Genomic DNA, 17,910 nt, shown 5'->3' with positions numbered 1-17,910 from the left:
CCACGTCGTAGGCTCGGCCGTGATCACCCGTCCCGAAGGCAGGAGCAGCAACGATGCAGTATGTGAAGCTCGGTTCGACGGGCCTGGACGTGTCGCGTGTCTGTCTGGGCTGCATGACCTACGGGGTGCCGGAGCGCGGCAAGCACGAATGGACCCTGGAGGAGGAGGCCGCCCGTCCGCTGATCCGGCAGGCGCTGGAGGCGGGCATCAACTTCTTCGACACCGCCAATGTCTACTCCGACGGCACCAGCGAGGAGATCGTCGGCAGGGCGCTCAAGGACTTCGCGCACCGCGACGACATCGTGCTGGCCACCAAGGTGCACGGGCGGATGCGGCCGGGCCCCAACGGCGCCGGGTTGTCCCGCAAGGCGATCATGACCGAGATCGACCACAGCCTGCGCCGCCTCGGCACCGACTACGTCGACCTCTACCAGATCCACCGCTATGACCACGCCACTCCGATCGAGGAGACGATGGAGGCGCTGCACGACGTGGTCAAGGCGGGCAAGGCCCGCTACATCGGGGCGAGTTCGATGTACGCGTGGGAGTTCTCCAAGGCCCAGTACACGGCGGAGCGGCACGGCTGGACGAAGTTCGTCTCCATGCAGGACCACTACAACCTGCTCTACCGCGAGGAGGAGCGGGAGATGCTGCCGCTCTGCGTCGACCAGGGCGTCGGCGTGCTGCCGTGGAGCCCGCTCGCCCGGGGCCGGCTCACCCGCGACTGGGGCACGGTCACCGAGCGCAGCGAGCACGACGTCTTCGGCGGCAAGCTCTACCAGGAGGGCGACCGCGCGATCGTGGAGGCCGTCACCCGGATCGCCGGGGAGCGGGGCGTGTCGCGCGCCCAGGTGGCCCTCGCCTGGCTGCTGCACCAGAGCCCGGTGACCGCCCCGATCGTCGGCGCGGGCAAGCCCCGGCACCTGGAGGACGCGGTCGCCGCCGTCGAACTCACCCTCAGCGACAAGGAGATCGAGGAGCTGGAGCGGCCGTACACTCCGCGCGCGATCAGCGGTCACTGAGAGCCCCGCGCGGTCGAGCTCAGTGCGGTCCGTGCGGCGCGAACTCCGTGCCGCACGGGCCCGCGCCCGCGCTCTTGGGCAGCCGCACCCGCGCGCCGGACATGGTGAGCGTCCGGTAGTGCGCCCCGATGCGCCGCGCCGAACGGCCCACGTAGTGCCCGATGAAGGAGCGCCGGAACCGGTCGGCGGTGCGGTTGGGGCCCGAGCCGTGCACCAGGCTGCCGTTGAAGAACAGCACGTCGCCCGGGGCCAGATCGACGGGCACCGGTTCGAGACCGGGCGGCGGCGGGACGTACTCACGGGCGAACGACAGCTCCATGTCAGCTATTTCGGGGCAGAACAGGTCCATCCGGTGTGTGCCGGGCACCACTTCGAGACCGCCGTTGCCCCGGTCGATCGGCTCGCACACCACCCACGCGGCCACACAGGTGCCCTGCGCCACCCGCAGATAGAAGTTGTCCTGGTGCAGCGCCTGCCCGCGCGCACCCGGCGGCTTGAAGTAGAACATGCTCTGCGCGGCCAGCACCTCCTCGCCGAACAGCGCCTCCAGCACCGACCGCAGCCGGACGTCGAGCAGGAACTCCCGGGCCAGGGAGCTGATTTCGTGCGGGTGTATCACCCGGGGGTGGCGGCGCAGCGGATCGGGGTCGGCCGCATCCGGCGCGAAGTGCCCCGGCACCGGCCCGCCGCGTGCAGCGCCGCGAACTCGGCGCACAGCCGGGCGATCTCGTCGCACCCGAACAGCCCCGGTACGACGGTGAATCCGCGCTCCTCGAAGTGCGCGGCCGCGGCCCGGGTGAGAGTGCCCTTGCCTGTCGCTGTCATGGTCCGCTCCTCGCGTGGGGTCCAGCCCGTGCCAGGCCAGGCGGACACCCCCGACAGGGGGAGGCGTGTGCGAGGCCCGGCTCCCGGAGGTCACCCACCGGCTCAAGGGGCGTTCTCAGGGGTGGTGCGGCGGCGGAGGGGGGATGGTCGCGAGGCCGGGGGCCGGTTCGGGCCAGACCAGCAGGACCGGGCAGGGGGCGTGGTCGACGGCGAAGCGGACCGCCGGGCCGAGGCTGCGCGGCCCGAGCCGGGACCGGTCGCCGTCCCGGGCCAGCACCAGCAGATCGGCCCCCTCGGCGGCGGCCACCACCTCCCGCTCCACCCGGCCCGCGCGCTCCTCGCACACGGCGGGCCGGCCCAGCCGCTCGGCGGCCGCCGCCAGGAGTTCGGCCGCCGACGTCCCGCCCAACGCCTCCAGCAGGTCACCGGGATCGCGCTCCGGGTGCCCACGGCCCAGCAGCCCGGCGAACGCGCCGTGCGCGACCCCGGGCACATCGGGCCCGCTGACATGCAGCAGCACCACCTCGGCGGACTCCGGCGCATGTGTGCGCACGGCGTCCACACACGCGGGCCAGGTGCCCTCGACCAGCCAGACGATCACCCGCATCGGGTCGGCCTCCCGTCAGAGAACGTGCAGCGACCCCCACAGTGCCACCACCGCGACCGCGAGGGAGGACGGCACGGCGAGCAGACCCAGCCGGGTGAACTCGCCGAGGTTCACACCGTGCTCGTGCTGGTGCACGATCCGCCGCCACAGCAGCGTGGCCAGGGACCCGGCGTAGGTCAGGTTCGGACCGATGTTCACCCCGAGCAGCACCGCGAGCACCGCGCCGGGGCCCGCGGGGGCCGCGAGCGGCAGCAGGACCAGCACGGCGGGCAGATTGTTGACGATGTTCGCGAGGACGGCGGCCAGCGCGGCGATCCCCAGCAGCGCGGGCAGCCCGGTGCCGCCCGGCACCACATGCCCGAGCACATCGGCGAGCCCGTTGTCCACCACCGCCCGCACCACGATGCCCAGCGCGAGCACGAACGCGAGGAACGCCGGGGCCGCCGCCCGCACCACCGCCACCGGGGTCGCCTCGCGGCGCAGCAGCGCCCGCCCGGCCAGCACCAGCGCCCCGGCCGCCGCCACCCAGGCGGGTTCGACGCCGAACGCCGAGGCCACCACGAACCCGGCCAGCGTGCAGACCACGGTCACCACCGCGAACCGGGGGAAGACGGGCGGCTCGCCGGTGTCCCGGCCCGCCGGGGCCGCCGCCGCGAGGTCACCGGCGAAGAACCGCCGGAACACCACGTACTCCACGGCGATCGCCGCCAGCCACGGCAGGGCCATCAGCCCGGCGAACCGGGTGAAGCTCAGCCCGCTCGCCGCGAACGCCAGCAGGTTCGTCAGATTGGACACCGGCAGCAGCAGGGACGCCGTGTTCGACAGATGCGTGCAGGCGTACACGTGCGGCTTGGGGCGTACGCCGGTGCGCGCGGCGGTGGCGAACACCACCGGGGTGAGCAGCACGATCGTGGCGTCCAGGCTGAGTGCGGCGGTGATGGCGGAGGCGAGCACGAAGACCGCGGTCAGCAGCCGTACCGGACGCCCCGCCGCCCACCGGGCCATCCATGCCCCGCACGCCCGGAACAGGCCCTCCACGGCACAGAAGTGGGCGAGCACCAGGACCGCCGCGAGGAAACCGACCACCGGACCCAGCCGCTCGGCCTCGGCGCGGGCATGGTCGAGGGAGATGGCGCCGGAGGCGATCACGATCCCGGCGGCCGGGACGGCCATGACCGCCTCCGGCCACCCGAAGGGCCGTACGACGGCGAAGGCGAGCACCGCGAGGAGCAGTGCCACGGAGAGTGCTTCGGCGAGCGCGCTGTTCAGGGCGGGTCCTTCCGGATTCGATCACGCTTTCCCGCCCATGAAAGCAGATGGCCCCGGCCGTCTCGCGACGGCCGGGGCGGACGGTCAGGGAGCGGTGCCGGGGCTGAACACGGTCAGGAAGACGGCCGAGGAGTTGCCGGAGACCGGGACCTCACCGCCCGTCCACGTCACCTTCAGATGATCGCGTTCATCCGGCGGGGTGATCAGCAGGGCCGCCGGCCTGGCCGTCTTCGCGCCGCTGACCCCCGGGTTGGAGAAGGTCAGCCCGGCCCAGGCGCTCTGGCCCGGCTTGAGCGTGACCGTCGTCGAAGAGCCCGACTCCCGGCCGGGGTTGGGCCCGAGCTGCCCGCCGGACGCGTTCACGAAGGCCGCGCCCGGGAAGCCGCGCACGGTGCAGGTGCGCCCGGAGGTGTTGGTGAGAACCACGGGGAAATTCTCCTGCCCGGCGCCCGGGTCGTTGCGGCCGACGGAGGCCCGCAGTTCGGAGGTGTGGCAGCGGGTGCTCGCCGCGGCGGTGGTGCCCCCGCCCGAGGTGGCGGTCGCCCGGGTGGGCGCCGTCGAGGGGGCGCCGGTGGGCGCGGAGGAGACGGGGGAGGACGTGGTCGCGGTGTCGGAGGGCGCCGGTGCGGAGGAATCGCCGGTCGCGGGCGCCGCCGTACCCGAGGACGTGATGGGGGAACTGCTGTGCACGGTCTGGCCGGTGCCGCAGGCGGTCAGCAGGCCCAGCACGGCGACCGAGCCCGCGAACAGGGCTCCGCGCCGCGCGGACCGTGGGGTGTACACCATGTCGCTCAACACTCCTGGTTGGTCGGGGCACGCGGATGGACGCGTGCCTACGGTGCCGAGTGCGCCGTCACCCCACTCCGATGCACGGAGGGTGGGAAAAGTTCGGAACACGAGGATTCCTTTTCCCGCTTCGGCCCCGGACCGACCCTCGGCTCACCCCTCAGCGCACCCGCAGCGAGCGCAGTACGCCATCGGTGGCGTCGCCGTCACCCCGCTGGCGTAGCTGCACATACACCTGCGGCTCGGTGGCGCCGCCCGCCGGGACGAGCGCGGACTCGGTGATCGAACCGCCGTCCGGACAGCCGCTCCAGGCCCGCACCAGTCCGTGCCAGTCGGCACCGCGGAAATCACGGCTGCTGGAGTAGTGACAGGCGGAGTGCGCGAGCGCCTTCACCCGTGCGGTGACATCGCCGTGCGCGCTGACCCCGACGAACACACCGTCGACCGGGGCGGTCAGCTCGGGCCAGCGGGCCAGGTCGTCGGCCACCACCAGACCCGGTTCATGCCCGGGGCCCAGGCCCAGTACCCGGGGGTCCCAGCCGGAGTCGCGCAGCTCGCGGTCCCAGCTCGCGGGCACCCGGACACTCACCCGGCCGCCCGCGTCCGCCACCCGCGGCTGCTCCGGGGCCCCGCCGTGGTGCAGCACCACGGTCACCGTGACCGCCGCCAGCGCGGCGGCGACCAGCGCGGCCACCGACAGCGTCACCGTGTTCAGCCGCCCCCGGACCCGGTCGAGGCGAGGGCGCGCCGTGCTCCCCGCGGCCGCGGGCCGGCCCGCCAGCCGGTCCAGCTCGGCCGCGAACGCACCGGCGCCGGGCCAGCGCCGCGCCCTGTCCGGCTCCAGCGCCCGCAGCAGCGCCCGCGCCACGTCCTCACCGAGGCCCGGCCGCAGCCGTGCGGGCGGCACCACCTTGCCGGGCGGCCCCGGCACGGTCCCGGTGACCAGCTCGTAGCCGACCGCGCCCAGGCTGTAGACATCGGCCCGCTCGTCGATGCCCGCGCCGGGCTCCGCCTGCTCCGGCGGCCGGTAGCCCGCCGAGCCCGCCGCCAGGGTCAGCACCGAGCCCTGCGCCAGGCTCTTGGCGAGCCCCAGATCGGCCAGCAGCACCCGCCGGGTGCCGTCCGGAGCGGTGTGCAGCAGTACGTTGGTCGGCTTGATGTCGCGGTGCACGATCCCCGCCTCGTGCAGCGCGGCGGCGGCCCGCGCCGCCTGAGCCGTCAGCGCCAGCGCCTCCGGCACCGGCAGCGGACCGTCCCGCAGCAGATCGGCGAGGGTGCCGCCGTCGGCGTACTCCATCACGAAGTACGGTCTTCCGTCCGGGAGTTCACCGATGTCGTAGACCTGCACCACCCGGCTGGAACCGGCCCGGCGCAGCAGCCGCGCCTCCGAGAGGAAACGCTCCCGGACGTCCAGCCGGTGCGACCAGTTCTCGGCGAGCACCTTCACCGCCACCGGGGCCTCGAGCTCCGGGTCATGGGCGAGCCACACGGTGGCGAAGGCGCCGGTGCCCAGCGGCCGTTCGAGACGGTAGCGGCCGATCCGCTCCAGGGAGTGCATACGACTATCATGCCTGCCCTGAGATCGACCCGAAGGGGAGCGTGACGTGCGGGACGAGGCGCCGGTGGAGGAACTCGCCCGGCATGCCGCCGCCGGGGACCCGGCGGCCCTGGACCGGCTGCTGACCGAGCTGCGGCCCGATGTCGTCCGCCGCTGCGGGCGCTTCCTGCCCTGCCGGGAGGACGCCGAGGAGGCGGCCCAGGACGTACTGCTCCAAGTGGCCCGGCGCATCGGCGCCTTCGAGGGCCGCAGCCGCTTCAGCACCTGGCTGTACACCGTGGTCGCCAACTGTTGCCGGCAGAAGTACCGCGAGCTGAAGCGGCGGGCCGCCGAGCAGCCCGTCGTCATCGAGCCGGCGCACGCCGTCGACCCGCGCACCACCAGCGTCATCGCCGGCTCCCGGGTGGACCTGCTGGAGGCGCTGGAGCGGCTGGAGCGCGAGCATCCGCAACTGGTCGCGCCGCTGGTCTACCGGGACATCTGCCAGCTCGACTACGCCGAGGCCGCCGAACGCGTCGGCATCCCCCTCGGCACCTTCAAGTCCCGGCTGCACGAGGCCCGCAGACAGGTACGGCCCTGGCTCACGAGCCCCTGACCGGCGGCTGGTCGTCCTCCTCGAACAGCGGCAGCTCCGCCCAGATCGTCTTGCCGTCCCCGGTGTGCCGGCTGCCCCAGCGCTGGGTGAGCTGGGCGACCAGCAGCAGCCCCCGGCCGCCCTCGTCGAAGGTCTTGGCCCGGCGCAGATGCGGGGCGGTGTGGCTGGTGTCGGAGACCTCGCAGATCAGCGTGGCCGCGTCATGGATCAGCCGGAGCCGGATCGGATGGGCGCCGTAGCGGATGGCGTTGGTGACCAGCTCGCTGACCACCAGCTCCGCCGTGAACGACGCCTCGCTCAGCCCCCATACGTCCAGCTGCTCCACCACCTGCTTGCGGATCGGCGCGACCAGCGCCGGGTCCGCCGGGATGTCCCAGGTCACCACCTGCGAGGCGGGCAGTCCCTGGGTGCGGGCGAGCAGCAGCGCCACGTCGTCGGCGGCGCCGCCGGACGGCAGCAGGGTGTGCAGGATCCGGTCGCAGGACAGGTCCAGCGAGCCGCCGCCCGCGGTCAGCGCCTCGAAGAGCATCGCGCGCCCGGCGTCCCCGTCCGGGTCCCGGGACTTGACCAGCCCGTCCGTGTACAGCGCGAGCACCGTGCCCTCCGCCAGCTCCACCTCGGCGGACTCGAACGGCAGGCCGCCGAGGCCCAGCGGCGGGCCCGCGGGCAGGTCCAGCTGGTGCGGGCGGCCGCCCGGCGGCAGCACGACGGGCGGCGGATGCCCCGCGCGGGCCAGCGTGCAGCGCCGCGACACGGGGTCGTAGACCGCGTACAGACAGGTCGAGCCGACCTCGCCGGTGCTGCCGTCCCGGCCGGTCTCCTCGGCGAGCCGCATCACCAGGTCGTCCAGGTGCGTGAGCAGTTCGTCCGGGGCGAGGTCGATGTCCGCGAGGGTGCGTACGGCGGTGCGCATCCGGCCCATGGCGGCCGAGGCCTGGACGCCGTGCCCGACCACGTCCCCGACGACCATCGCGACCCGCAGCCCCGACAGCGGGATCACGTCGAACCAGTCGCCGCCCACCCCCGCGCGTGCCGCCGGCAGGTACCGGGAGGACGCCTCCAGCGCGGCCGTGCGCGGCAAGGTGCGGGGCAGCAGGCTGCGTTGCAGGGCGAGGGCGGTCTCCCGCTCGCGCGAGTAGCGCCGGGCGTTGTCGATGCAGACCGCGGCCCGGGCGGTGATCTCCTCGGCCAGCATCCGGTCGTCGGCGTCGAAGCTGTCCGGGCGGCGGTGCCGTATGAAGACCGCGACGCCCAGGGTGAGGCCGCGGGCCCGCACCGGGACCGACATCGTGGAGTGGATGCCGAAGCGCCCCACCTGCCGGGTGCGGGCGCTGTTCCAGTTCATCCAGGGGTTGGTGCCGCCCGCTGTCCTGGAGAAGACAAGCGTGCGGCCCGCGGTCAGCGAGTCCGCCTGCGGGGAGCCGCCCGGATAGCGCTCGGTCTGCCCCGGCTCCATCACCGCCTCCGGCACCCCGTCCAGGACCGAACGGTGGGCGGCCCGCCGCAGGGTCACCGGGGTGGCGACACGGGCCGGGGGCTCACCGCCGTACTCCTCGGGGTCCAGCAGATCGACGGTGACGAAGTCGGCGAGCGCGGGGACGCACATGTCGGCCAGCTCCTGCGCCGTCCGGGTGACGTCGAGGGTGGTGCCGATGCGCATGCTCGCCTCGTTGACCAGCTGGAGGCGCTGCCGGGCCCGGTGGCTGTCGCTGACGTCGTGCGCGGCCAGGCACACGCCCCGCACCCGGCCCGCGCGGTCGTGCACCGGCGCCATCCGGGCGAGCCAGGCGTGCGCCCCGCTCTCGCCGCCGGCCCGCATGAAGGTCCGCACGTCCAGCGGGTGGCCGGTGGCCAGCACCTCGCGCATGCCCTGCGCCAGTTCCTCGCTCTGCGGACCGTCGACCAGCTCCGTGAACCGCAGCCCCCGCGCGTGGTCCTCCGGCAGCCCGGAGACCACGGACATGGCGTTGTTCATCCGGCGCAGCCGCAGCTCCTCGTCGTACACCGCGATCGCGCACGGCGACTGGATCAGGCCCGCGTCGCCCAGCGGATCGTCGGCGCCGGGCGGCTCCGCGCGAGGCACCGGGGTGACCAGGATCCACCGGTTCCCCGCGCCGTCGGGCGAAGGGCTGTACCGGGCCAGCAGCCAGAGGTCGACGCTGCGGCCGTCGAGGTGGCGCACGGTGAGCGTGCCGTGCCAGCGGGAGCCCCGGGGCAGGGTGGGGGCGGGCCCGAGGAGCAGTTGTGCGGCGGGGCGGCCCACGACCGCGTCGGCGGGGTGGCCGAGCAGGCGCCGCGCGCCCTCGTTCCACTCCACCAGCGTTCCGTCGTCATCGATGACAGCTCGGGCCGTCGCCGCCTCGTCGAACGGATAGACCCGGCTCATCGTCGCCGCTCCCAAGCGCACACTCACAGTGAACAGGTGGCACCCCTCGCGCCCCAGCCTAGTGCTTCCCGCACACCGGCGGACGCCGGGCCTCCCAGGGGCCGGTACCTGTGGTGTGCGGTGATCAGCTCGCGTCGTGGAACACCAGCCCCAGCGTCCGCCGCCGTCCGGATCGTACGGTGCTCACCCCGTGCCGCAGCGCGCCGGCCGACCAGCCGCGGCGGGAGCGCACCGGGCGGTCCCGGGTCGTGAAGACCAGGCCATGACCCTGGCGCAGCGCGGTCGAGGTGCCCCGGGACTGGGCGCGCGGGCGCTGCTCGACCATCAGGAACTCGCCGCCGGTGTAGTCCGCGCCGTACACGTCCAGGGCGACCACCACCTGGAGCGGGAAGACCAGGTCCCCGAAGACGTCCCGGTGCAGGGCGTTCCAGTCGCCGGGGCCGTAGCGGAGCAGGATCTGCGCCGAGCGGTCCTGGCCCGCGGCGTGGCAGCGGGCCAGCCATTCCTCCAGGGTGTCAGGCCAGGGCGCCGGGCGGCCCAGGCGCGCCGCCCAGTCGCGGGCGAGGGGGAGCAGCCGCGGGTAGAGCGCGCCGCGCAGCGCGGCCACCGGGGCGGGCAGATCGTGGGTGAAGTAGCGGTAGGTGCCGGAGCCGAAGCGGTGCCGGGCCAGGTCGACCGTGGTGCGGAACAGGTCCGGGCGGTCGTACAGGCCGGCCAGCCCCGCGCACTCGGCGGGTGTCAGCAGCGGCCCCGTGGCGGCGCAGCCGACGTCGTCCAGCTCGGCCGCGAGCGCGGCCCAGTCCGTGCCGGCCACCCGGCGGCGGCCCTCGGCCGGGGTGAACTCCATGTGCGGTGCCTCCTCGAAAGGTCCGGGGCTTGCTCGAACCGTCGTCCGTGCCGAGTCTGCGCCGCCGGACGCCGTGGGACCGGCGGGAAACGGACACGGCTCTCGGGCGCCCCTGGGCCACCACCGGTACCGCGGCCGGGATGACGTGACCTGCGGGAATTTACTGGTGAGTACCCGAGCGGTACCGTTTGGTCCATGCCAGCTCTCAACGTGGAGTTCAGTGACCGGGAACTAGAGGACCTGCGGCAGATCGCCAAGGAGCGCGGTACGTCGATGAAGGCCCTCGTCCGCGAGGCCGCCGCCGCCGACATCGCCCGGCACCGGGCGCTGAAGGAGGGCGCCGCGGCGTTCCGCAGCTTCTTCACCACGCACGCCGAGGAATTCGCCGCCGCGTTCCCCGAGGACGAGCCGCCCGCACGGGGCGAGGCCGCCTGAGTGATGCCGCCCGTCATCCATATCGATGTCCCGTGGCTGCTCCAGCGGCATGAAGAGGTCCTGCCCGAGCAGCCCACGGTCGACGACTTCTCCGCTCTGGTCGCCGCCGTCGCCCGGCACCGGGTCGACCCGCCCCGGCTCGGCGTGGACTCCGACCCCGCCTGGCGGGCCGCCGCGCTGCTGCACACCCTCGCCCTGCTCAAGCCGCTGCCCGCGGCCAACGCCCGCTTCGCCTGCGCCACCGCGGTCGCCTACATGTTCGTCAGCGGCGCCGGCATCGACCCGCCGTACGGCGCGCTGGTGGACCTCGCCCGCGATCTGATCTCCGGCAAGGCGGACGTGTACGGGGCCGCCGACCGGCTCCGCTCCTGGCAGATCTGACCGCCGGAGCACCGGTCCGGGTACGGGTCCGGACACCCGCGCGCGGAGCGCCCACGGCTCTTTCGCCCAGGCGCCGCGCGGGGGGCCGGAGTTGGGACAGACCGCCCGGCAGGGGCGGATGGCCTCGCCGATGAACAGTCTCAGGGCTGCGACCAGCCGGTGCAGGGCGAGCACGTGCGCGACCCGGCTCACCCCGAAGGCGAGCACCAGATCGTAGAAACCGCTGCACGAGCGGGGCGAGGATGTCGGCGACCGCGGCGACCGCGGCGACCGCGGCGACCGCGGCGAACGCCCGCCCGGCCAGGCGCATCCGGTCCGGCAACGCGGTCACCGCGAACAGGGGCAGCGCGAAGGCGGCCCGGTCCTCGGCAGCCATCTGCGGCAGCCGCCGCCTCGGCACCACCGAACTGGCCGCCGTCGCCCATGCGGGCGGCCCTGTTGACCGGGGCAGGACGGCAGCAAGCATCACCTGATCACTGACGCCACCGGCATACCGCTCGCCGCCACCTTGACCGGCGGCAACCGCAACGACGCCACCCAGCTGACCCCGCTCCTCCAAGCCGTGCCGCCGGTACGTGGCAAGCGCGGCCGGCCCCGGCGCCGCCCGGACGTGGTCCTGGGCGACCGCGGCTACGACCACGGCAAGTACCGCCGCCTGGTCTGGGACCTCGGCGTGAAGCCGCTGATCGCCCGCCGCGGCACCGAGCACGGTTCGGGCCCGGGCACCCAACGCTGGCCAGTGGAGCGCGCGTTCGCCCATCCGCACTGGTTCCGCCGACTGCGGATCCGCTGGGAGACCGAGACGACGTCCACGAAGCCTTCCTCACCCTTGGATGTGCACTGATCTGCCGGCGGCGCCCGCGCTCACTCTGAGGAGGGCTGGATCGTGGCGGTGCATTCGGCTTCCTGGGCGGCCATGAGCTCATCGCCATGCTCGAAGGCCCATGCTCCGACAGCGTTGATGGGTGCCAGCAAAGTCCTTCCCAGGGCGGTGAGTCGGTACTCAACGCGCGGTGGCGCTCCGGGGTGTTCCTGCCGGTCCACCAGTCCGTTGGACTGCAAGCGCCGCAGCGTCTGGGTGAGGACCTTCGAGCTGATTCCCCCGATCCGGCGGCGTAGTTCGACCGGGCGTCTGGGACCGTCGCTCAGTGCCCAGAGCACGACGGCGTTCCAGGTGTTGGAGAGGAGGTCGAAAGCGAGGCGGGCACGGCAGTCGGCGAGGAAAGTGTCGGTCGTCACGTACCAAATGGTGCCCGATGGGCCCTCTAGCGTCGTTGCGAACGGTCCAAGCAGGTCCTGGGAGGGAATGCGTGATGAGAATCGGCGTACTGGGCACGGGCAACATGGCGGACGCGCTCGCCACCCACTGGGTGCGGGCCGGGCACGACGTGGTCATCGGTGGGCGGGACGTGCGCAAGGCGGAGCGGCTCGCGACGCGCCTCGGGGGCAGCGCGAAGCCGGCCAGTCCGCGTGCGGCGGCCGAGTTCGGTCAGGTGGTGCTGGTCGCGCTGCCCTTCGGCGCGGGGGCGAGTGTGGTGAGGGAACTGCGGGCGGTCCTGGACGGCAAGGTGCTGCTCGACTGTTCCAATCCGGTCGGTCCGGGCTTCCGGCTGCTGACACAGAGCGGCCTCTCGGCCGCACAGCGACTGGCCGCGGCGGCGCCGGGAACTCATGTGGTCAAGGCGTTCAATCTCTGCCACGAGGACGTATGGCGCATGACGCCACCCGTCTTCGACGGGCGGCCACTGGCCGTTCCGGTCTGCGGAGACGACGAGACGGCCCTCGCACTCGTACACCAGTTGGTGCGGCAGGTCGGCTGTGAGCCCGTGGTCGGAGGCGGTCTCGAACGAGCGGGACTCCTGGAAGCGACCGCCGCGCTCTTCATCGGGCTATGGGTCGGCGAGGGAGCCGATGCCCAAGCAATCGCACCCCCGCTGGCCTATGCCGCCGGACCGGGACACGAGGAATCAGAAGAGACCAAGGGGGTTTTTCGTTAGGAGTTCTTAGGGGAAGGAGCGTGCGGGAGGGGGACGTACCGAGGGGGGAGACAGGTGCACGGAAAGGGGAGGCGGGCGTCAACTCACCACTCGGGGCCTCGCCTTGGACGAAACGCCGTCCGCCCTACAGCAGCGCCGCCTGCCCCGACTCCTCGACGAGGCGCGCCAGCGCCCGCTCGTCCTCCTCCGAGGACGGCATGAACACCACCAGGTGCTGACCGGGCGTCTCCGTGACGTCCAGCTTCGTGTAGTTGAGGTCCAGCCGCCCGGCCGTCGGATGGCTGAAGCGCTTGAGGGTCGGCTGGAACGCCTGCACCGGGTGCTCGGACCACAGCGCGCGGAACTGGCCGCTGGACCTGGTCAGGGTGTCGATGAGGGCCGCGGTCCGCGGATCGTCGGGGTTGCGGCCCACCGAGATCCTGAACTGGCCCAGGATGGCGCGGACTTCACGCTGCCAGTCGACCAGCAGGGACTGCATCTGCGGCCGGGTGAACAGCAGCCAGATGCTGTTGCGTTCCTCCTGCGGCAACTGCTCAAGACCCCCGACCAGCGACGCGTAGGCGCGGTTCGCGGCCAGCAGGTCCCAGCAGTCGTTGATCAGATGCGCCGGGAACGGGTCGAGGGTCTCCACCAGCTTGCGCAGGGTCGGACTCACCGCGACCGGCTCGGGACGCTCGGCCGGCAACGCCGTCTCCGCCAGCGTGAACAGGTGCCGCCGCTCGGCCGGGGTCAACTGGAGCGTGTGCGCGAGCGCCTCCAGGACCTGCCGGCTCACCCGGATGTCCCGGCCCTGCTCCAGCCAGGTGTACCAGGTCAGGCTCACCCCGGAGAGCTGCGCCACCTCCTCGCGGCGCAGCCCCGGGGTGCGGCGCCGCCGTCCGGGGGTCAGCCCCGCCCGCTCGGGGGAGAGCGCCTCGCGCCGGGAGCGCAGGAACGCCGCAAGTAGCTCACGCTGCATGCCGGTCATCCAAGCACCCCCCGAACGGCCCTGTCCTGGTGGCCATTACACCAGCATGACTGCCCCTCTGTACCCGCTTCGGGAACCGCCGCACCGTGTTCTCGTGACCACGTCATCCACTGCCGCGGGCATCAACAGCCCCGCCCCCGCCACGTCTTCGCCCGCCTGGGGAAGGCCCGTCGCCGTCCTCGCCCTCGGCTCGTTCGCCATGGGCACCGACTCGTTCGTACTGGCCGGCATCCTCCCGCAGATCGCCCATGGTCTGTGCATCTCCACCGGCGCCGCCGGGCAGACCATCACCGCGTTCGCGCTGGCCTACGGCCTCACCGCGCCGTTCCTGGCCGCGCTGACCAGCCGGCTGCCCCGCAAGCCCCTGCTCGTGGTCGCGCTCGCCCTGTTCGTCCTCGCCAACCTCGCCTCGGCCGCCGCGCCCGACCTGCCCCTGCTGCTCACGGCGCGTGTCGTCGCGGGCCTCGGCGCGGCCCTGTACACCCCGAACGCCTCCGCCGCCGCGGCCGCGCTCGCCGGGCCCGCCGCCCGTGGCCGCGCGCTGTCGATGATCCTGGGCGGTCTGACCGTCGGCACGGTCTTCGGTGTCCCCGTCGGCACCGCCATCGGCCAGCACCTGTCCTGGGAGGCCGGCCTCGTCTTCGTCGCGGCCGTCGGCGCCCTGGCCCTGCTCGGTGTCGTGGTGGTGCTGCCCGGTCTGCCGATACCGCCGGCGATCCCGCTCGCGCGGCGGTTCGCCGTACTGGCCAACCGCCGGGTCGTCGCCATGGTGGCCTTCATGCTCCTGGCCAGCGGCGGCAGCATCATGGTCTACACCTACACCGCCACCGTGCTCGGGCAGATCGCCCACATCCACGGCACCGGCCTCGCGGCCGCGCTGCTCGCCTGGGGCGTCGGCGGCATCTTCGGCTCCTTCGGCAGCGGCTGGCTCACCGACCGGCTGGGCGCGGCCCGCACCCTCACCGTCGCGATCGCCCTGCTGATCGTCACCCTCGCGGCGCTGACCGTGTGCACCTCGATGGTCCCCGTGATCGTCGTCATGGTGCTCAACGGCGCCGCCGGCTGGGCCCTGGCCACCCCGAACAACCACCGCCTGACCGCGCTCGCGCCGACGCTGCCCAGCGTCGTGATCTCCTTCAACTCCTCCGGCATCTACCTGGGCCAGGCCCTTGGCGCGGCCCTCGGCGGCATCCTGGTCGACCACGGAATCACCGCCCGCGCGCTGTGCCTGGCCGGCGTCGCCGTCGCCCTCGCGGCCGCCGCCGTCCACGGCCTGATCCCCCGCCCGGCCCCGGAGTCCTGAACCTCGAAGGGGTGCCCGGTGGCCGCTGCACCACGCGGCGCCCGAGCCGGCGACCGGCAGGAAACCGCCGGTCGCCGGCTTTCGCGTGCCTGGTGCCGCAGAAGGGGCACAGCGTCAACTCGCGTGTCTCTGGGGCCTCATCGCCCGTCTACGGCGCCTCGCGCATGGTCAGTGCGGTCCGTGCCAGCCCGCGCAGCCAGGTGTGGGCGTGGTCGGTGTCGTAGCGCTGATGCCACGACAGATAGACCGATGCCGACGGCAGTTCGAGCGGCAGCGGGAGCACGACCAGGCCGAGGTCGGCGGCGGCGGAGCGTGTGGTGGCCTCGGGGACACTGACCAGCAGATCGGAGCCGCGCGCGAACTCCAGCGCGGCCGCTTCCGTGGGCGCGGTGGCCACCACGCGGCGGGTGAGGCCGAGCGTCCCGAGGGCATCGTCGATAGCATTGGTGAGGTTGCCGCGCCGCGAGACGTTCACGTGCTCGGCGGCGGCGTACTGCGCCGCGGTGACGGCCCCGCCCCGGGCGAGGGGATGCCCCTTCCGTACGGCGATGACGAGACGGGTCGCGCCGACGCTCTCGGCTCGGATGTCCGGTGCGCTCGGGCGGTTGGCATTCGCCTCCAAGTCCACCTCGCCGCGCCGCAACTCCGGTGTGTCGAGGCTCGATTCGGCGACGAAGCGCAGTCGTACGCCCGGCGCCTCCGCGCGCGCGGCGGCGAGCAGTGCGGGGCCGCTCAGGGCGACCAGGGAGTCGTGCCAGCGGAGCGTGAAGGTGCGTTCCAGCGTCGCCAGATCGAGTTCACGGCTCGGTGCCAGCACTCCCTGGACCTGATGCAACAGCTCGTGCACCTGTTCCCGTACGGCGATCGCGTACGGCGTCGGGGTCATCGTCCGCCCGGTGCGCACCAGGATCTGGTCCCCGGTGGTGCGCCGGATCCGGCCCAGACTCCGGCTCATCGCGGGGGCGGTGACATGCAGGCGCGCAGCCGCCCCGGTCACACTGCCCTCCTCCAGCAACGCGTCGAGCGCGGCCAGGAGGTTCAAATCCAGTTGCATAGGAGTAATCCTAGCCGTGCCTGACATGCATTTGAAGTTAATCAAAGGGCTCTATACCTTCGAGACCAGAGCGCAGGACCAGAGCGCCGGACTCGGCCTCACCAGCCTCAACCCCCCAATACTCAAAGGGAGTTACACCATGTCCGAAACCCTTGAGGCCGCCGACGTCGCCACCTCCGACATCGAGCTCCTCGACCGGACCGCGATCGCCGTGCGCGCGGCCGGCTCCGCGCTCCGCGAGCGCTTCGGAGAGGTGGTCCGCCACCAGACCCGCGAGGAGCTGATGCGTGCGCTCGCCGCCAACGACGACACGGCCCTCGACATCCTGCGCCCCCGCCTCACGCGGCTGCGCCCGCACGCCGGCTGGGTCGAGGACGAACTGGTCGGCGGGGCGCTGCCGCCCGGCGAATGGTGGGTCGTGGACCCGGCCGAAGGGAACATCAACCATCTGCACGCCCTGCCGGAGTGGGCGGTGACCGCCACCCTCGTGCGCGACAACCGGCCCGTGCTGACCGCCGTCCACGTGCCGATGACCGGCGAGACCTACACCGCGCTCACCGGCGCGGGCGCCCACCTCGACGGCCGCCCGCTCGACGTCGCCCCGACCACGGACCTCGGCCTGAGCATCGTGGCCACCAGCCAGGCCCGGCCCGGCGAGGAGGACGACGTCGTGCGCCGCGTCGGCTCCTCGATCACCGCCATGCTCAGCGACGCGCTCGTCGTCCGTACCGCCGTCCCCGCCACCCTGCACCTGCTGCACGTGGCCGCCGGCCGGATCGACGCCTTCTGGCAGTTCGCCGGCGCCCGCGCGGACCTCCTGCCGGGGGCACTGCTCGTCACCGAGGCCGGCGGACGGATCTCCGACGCCAAGGGCCGCCCCTGGACCCCGCACAGCGAGAGCTTCCTGGCCTGCGCGCCCGGCATCCACAGCCAGGCCGTCACCACCCTCACCCGCTGACAGCGCACCACCACCGCACACGGAGGAACCGGACCACCATGACCACGATCACCGTCCTCGGAAACGGCCGCGTCGGCGGCAACCTGGCCACGGCCCTCACCCGTGCAGGGCACGAGGTGAGGGTGGCGGACCGCACGCCGGGCGCCGCGGCCGAGGCGGCCCGCACCGCACAGATCGTCATCAACGCCACACCGGGCGCCGGTTCGCTCGACCGGCTCTCCGCCCTGCGCGACGAACTGCGCGGTAAGATCCTGATCGACGTCTCCAACGCCACCGTCGACGGCCCCGACGGTCTGCCCGCCGCCCTGATCTACCCCGGCTCCAGCCTCGCCGAGCAACTCCAGGAAGCACTCCCCGAAACGCGCGTCGTCAAGACACTCAACACCATGCTCTTCCCGGTGATGACCGCGCCGGCCACCCTCACCCAGACACCGGAAGCCTTCCTCTCCGGCGAGGACCCGCGGGCCAAGCAGACCGTCCGCGAACTGCTCAGCACCCTCGGCTGGCGCAGTGAATGGATCACCGACCTCGGCGGAATCCACACCGCCCGCGCCACGGAGGCCGCGATCCTTTTCGTACCGCCCATCATCCGCTCCAACGGCCTCGCCCCCTTCGCCATCACAATCGCCCGCTGAAGGCAGCCCTCGACTTCCGGCGGCCATCCGGTCGCCCGGTCGACTTCCACGAACGCCCGCAGCATCGCGATGACGAGGGTGATGACGACGCCGAGCGCGACGGTCCCCAGGGCTTGTGCCCACGGGGACACCGTCGGCGCTATGCGGCGTGGGCCGACGATGACGGGTGCCGCTGGGCCGGTGAGTCCGTTTCGTGGTGGAGGCGTTTCGTCATCTCGGCACGATCGGCGAGGGGATCGGACGCTTCCGGATGGTGGCGCTAAGACGAAGGGCGTGTCGTCACCG

Annotated in this window: 17 protein-coding genes and 2 pseudogenes; 9 read left to right on the top strand and 10 right to left on the bottom strand. The window is 73.1% G+C overall.

Translation table 11 applies throughout. The features are described 5' to 3' along the window. Positions 1–53: 53 nt before the first annotated feature. A complete protein-coding gene (locus HEP81_RS03525) occupies positions 54–1,022 on the top strand; it encodes an aldo/keto reductase (RefSeq protein ID WP_037652480.1) in 969 nt (322 codons plus the stop codon). 19 nt (positions 1,023–1,041) lie between these two features. Here the strand turns inward: HEP81_RS03525 and HEP81_RS03520 are convergent. From HEP81_RS03520 to HEP81_RS03500, 5 genes and pseudogenes are all read right to left on the bottom strand, one after another. Next, a pseudogene (locus HEP81_RS03520) lies at positions 1,042–1,847 on the bottom strand (phytanoyl-CoA dioxygenase family protein). Positions 1,848–1,962: 115 nt separating this feature from the next. Then, a complete protein-coding gene (locus tag HEP81_RS03515; protein WP_037652482.1) occupies positions 1,963–2,454 on the bottom strand; it encodes a universal stress protein in 492 nt (163 codons plus the stop codon). A 15-nt stretch (positions 2,455–2,469) separates the two neighbouring features. Continuing rightward, positions 2,470–3,723 (bottom strand): SLC13 family permease, encoded by a 1,254-nt coding sequence (locus HEP81_RS03510; RefSeq protein ID WP_078967190.1) that lies wholly within the window; start codon positions 3,721–3,723, stop codon positions 2,470–2,472. A gap of 84 nt (positions 3,724–3,807) precedes the next feature. After that, positions 3,808–4,509, bottom strand: coding sequence for a DUF4232 domain-containing protein (locus tag HEP81_RS03505; protein ID WP_037652484.1), 702 nt, complete (start codon positions 4,507–4,509; stop codon positions 3,808–3,810). A gap of 160 nt (positions 4,510–4,669) precedes the next feature. Continuing rightward, a complete protein-coding gene (locus tag HEP81_RS03500) occupies positions 4,670–6,067 on the bottom strand; it encodes a serine/threonine-protein kinase (RefSeq protein WP_037652486.1) in 1,398 nt (465 codons plus the stop codon). Positions 6,068–6,113: 46 nt separating this feature from the next. Between HEP81_RS03500 and HEP81_RS03495 the strand changes: the two genes are divergently transcribed. After that, positions 6,114–6,662 carry an RNA polymerase sigma factor gene (locus HEP81_RS03495; RefSeq protein WP_037652487.1) on the top strand — a complete coding sequence of 183 codons (549 nt, stop codon included), beginning with the start codon at positions 6,114–6,116 and terminating at the stop codon, positions 6,660–6,662. Here the strand turns inward: HEP81_RS03495 and HEP81_RS03490 are convergent. Both HEP81_RS03490 and HEP81_RS03485 read right to left on the bottom strand, forming a co-directional pair. Beyond that, complete coding sequence (locus HEP81_RS03490) at positions 6,649–9,048, bottom strand: SpoIIE family protein phosphatase (RefSeq protein ID WP_037652489.1); 2,400 nt, start codon at positions 9,046–9,048, stop codon at positions 6,649–6,651. The two genes, HEP81_RS03495 and HEP81_RS03490, sit on opposite strands and share 14 nt — an antisense overlap. Positions 9,049–9,172: 124 nt before the next feature. After that, the gene (locus HEP81_RS03485; protein ID WP_037652491.1) at positions 9,173–9,895 is read right to left on the bottom strand and encodes a 2OG-Fe(II) oxygenase; all 723 of its coding nucleotides are present in this window, start codon (positions 9,893–9,895) and stop codon (positions 9,173–9,175) included. A 195-nt stretch (positions 9,896–10,090) separates the two neighbouring features. Between HEP81_RS03485 and HEP81_RS03480 the strand changes: the two genes are divergently transcribed. The 3 genes and pseudogenes from HEP81_RS03480 to HEP81_RS03465 form a co-directional block, all read left to right on the top strand. Then, the gene (locus HEP81_RS03480) at positions 10,091–10,330 is read left to right on the top strand and encodes a hypothetical protein (protein WP_037652492.1); all 240 of its coding nucleotides are present in this window, start codon (positions 10,091–10,093) and stop codon (positions 10,328–10,330) included. Positions 10,331–10,333: 3 nt separating this feature from the next. Further along, positions 10,334–10,711, top strand: a complete 378-nt coding sequence (locus tag HEP81_RS03475; protein ID WP_037652724.1) for a hypothetical protein — start codon at positions 10,334–10,336, stop codon at positions 10,709–10,711. A gap of 434 nt (positions 10,712–11,145) precedes the next feature. Continuing rightward, positions 11,146–11,584: pseudogene (locus HEP81_RS03465) on the top strand (IS5 family transposase); the annotation flags it as partial. On the opposite strand, the gene HEP81_RS03460 reads toward HEP81_RS03465, so the two are convergent. After that, complete coding sequence (locus tag HEP81_RS03460; RefSeq protein WP_037652496.1) at positions 11,576–11,950, bottom strand: winged helix-turn-helix transcriptional regulator; 375 nt, start codon at positions 11,948–11,950, stop codon at positions 11,576–11,578. The pseudogene HEP81_RS03465 and the gene HEP81_RS03460 overlap by 9 nt on opposite strands. Positions 11,951–12,024: 74 nt before the next feature. On the opposite strand from HEP81_RS03460, the gene HEP81_RS03455 reads away from it, so the two are divergent. Next, entirely contained in the window at positions 12,025–12,708 is a 684-nt protein-coding gene (locus HEP81_RS03455; RefSeq protein ID WP_037652498.1) for an NADPH-dependent F420 reductase, read from the top strand. Between the two features lie 124 nt (positions 12,709–12,832). Here the strand turns inward: HEP81_RS03455 and HEP81_RS03450 are convergent, their stop codons facing one another. Continuing rightward, positions 12,833–13,675: a helix-turn-helix transcriptional regulator gene (locus HEP81_RS03450; protein WP_037652499.1), complete on the bottom strand. Its 843-nt coding sequence runs from the start codon at positions 13,673–13,675 to the stop codon at positions 12,833–12,835. 94 nt (positions 13,676–13,769) lie between these two features. On the opposite strand from HEP81_RS03450, the gene HEP81_RS03445 reads away from it, so the two are divergent. Beyond that, positions 13,770–14,978, top strand: a complete 1,209-nt coding sequence (locus HEP81_RS03445; protein WP_051849944.1) for an MFS transporter — start codon at positions 13,770–13,772, stop codon at positions 14,976–14,978. 148 nt (positions 14,979–15,126) lie between these two features. Here the strand turns inward: HEP81_RS03445 and HEP81_RS03440 are convergent, their stop codons facing one another. After that, a complete protein-coding gene (locus tag HEP81_RS03440; RefSeq protein ID WP_037652500.1) occupies positions 15,127–16,032 on the bottom strand; it encodes a LysR family transcriptional regulator in 906 nt (301 codons plus the stop codon). Positions 16,033–16,171: 139 nt separating this feature from the next. Here HEP81_RS03440 and HEP81_RS03435 point away from each other — a divergent pair, with 139 nt between their 5' ends. Next, positions 16,172–16,990: a 3'(2'),5'-bisphosphate nucleotidase CysQ gene (locus tag HEP81_RS03435; protein ID WP_037652501.1), complete on the top strand. Its 819-nt coding sequence runs from the start codon at positions 16,172–16,174 to the stop codon at positions 16,988–16,990. A gap of 38 nt (positions 16,991–17,028) precedes the next feature. Further along, positions 17,029–17,625 (top strand): NADPH-dependent F420 reductase, encoded by a 597-nt coding sequence (locus HEP81_RS03430; protein WP_037652502.1) that lies wholly within the window; start codon positions 17,029–17,031, stop codon positions 17,623–17,625. Positions 17,626–17,910: the final 285 nt, after the last annotated feature.

Origin of the sequence: Streptomyces griseofuscus (genome assembly GCF_014673495.1) — a bacterium.
Taxonomy (GTDB): Bacteria; Actinomycetota; Actinomycetes; order Streptomycetales; family Streptomycetaceae; genus Streptomyces; species Streptomyces murinus.
This window is presented reverse-complemented; position numbering and strand designations above follow the sequence as displayed.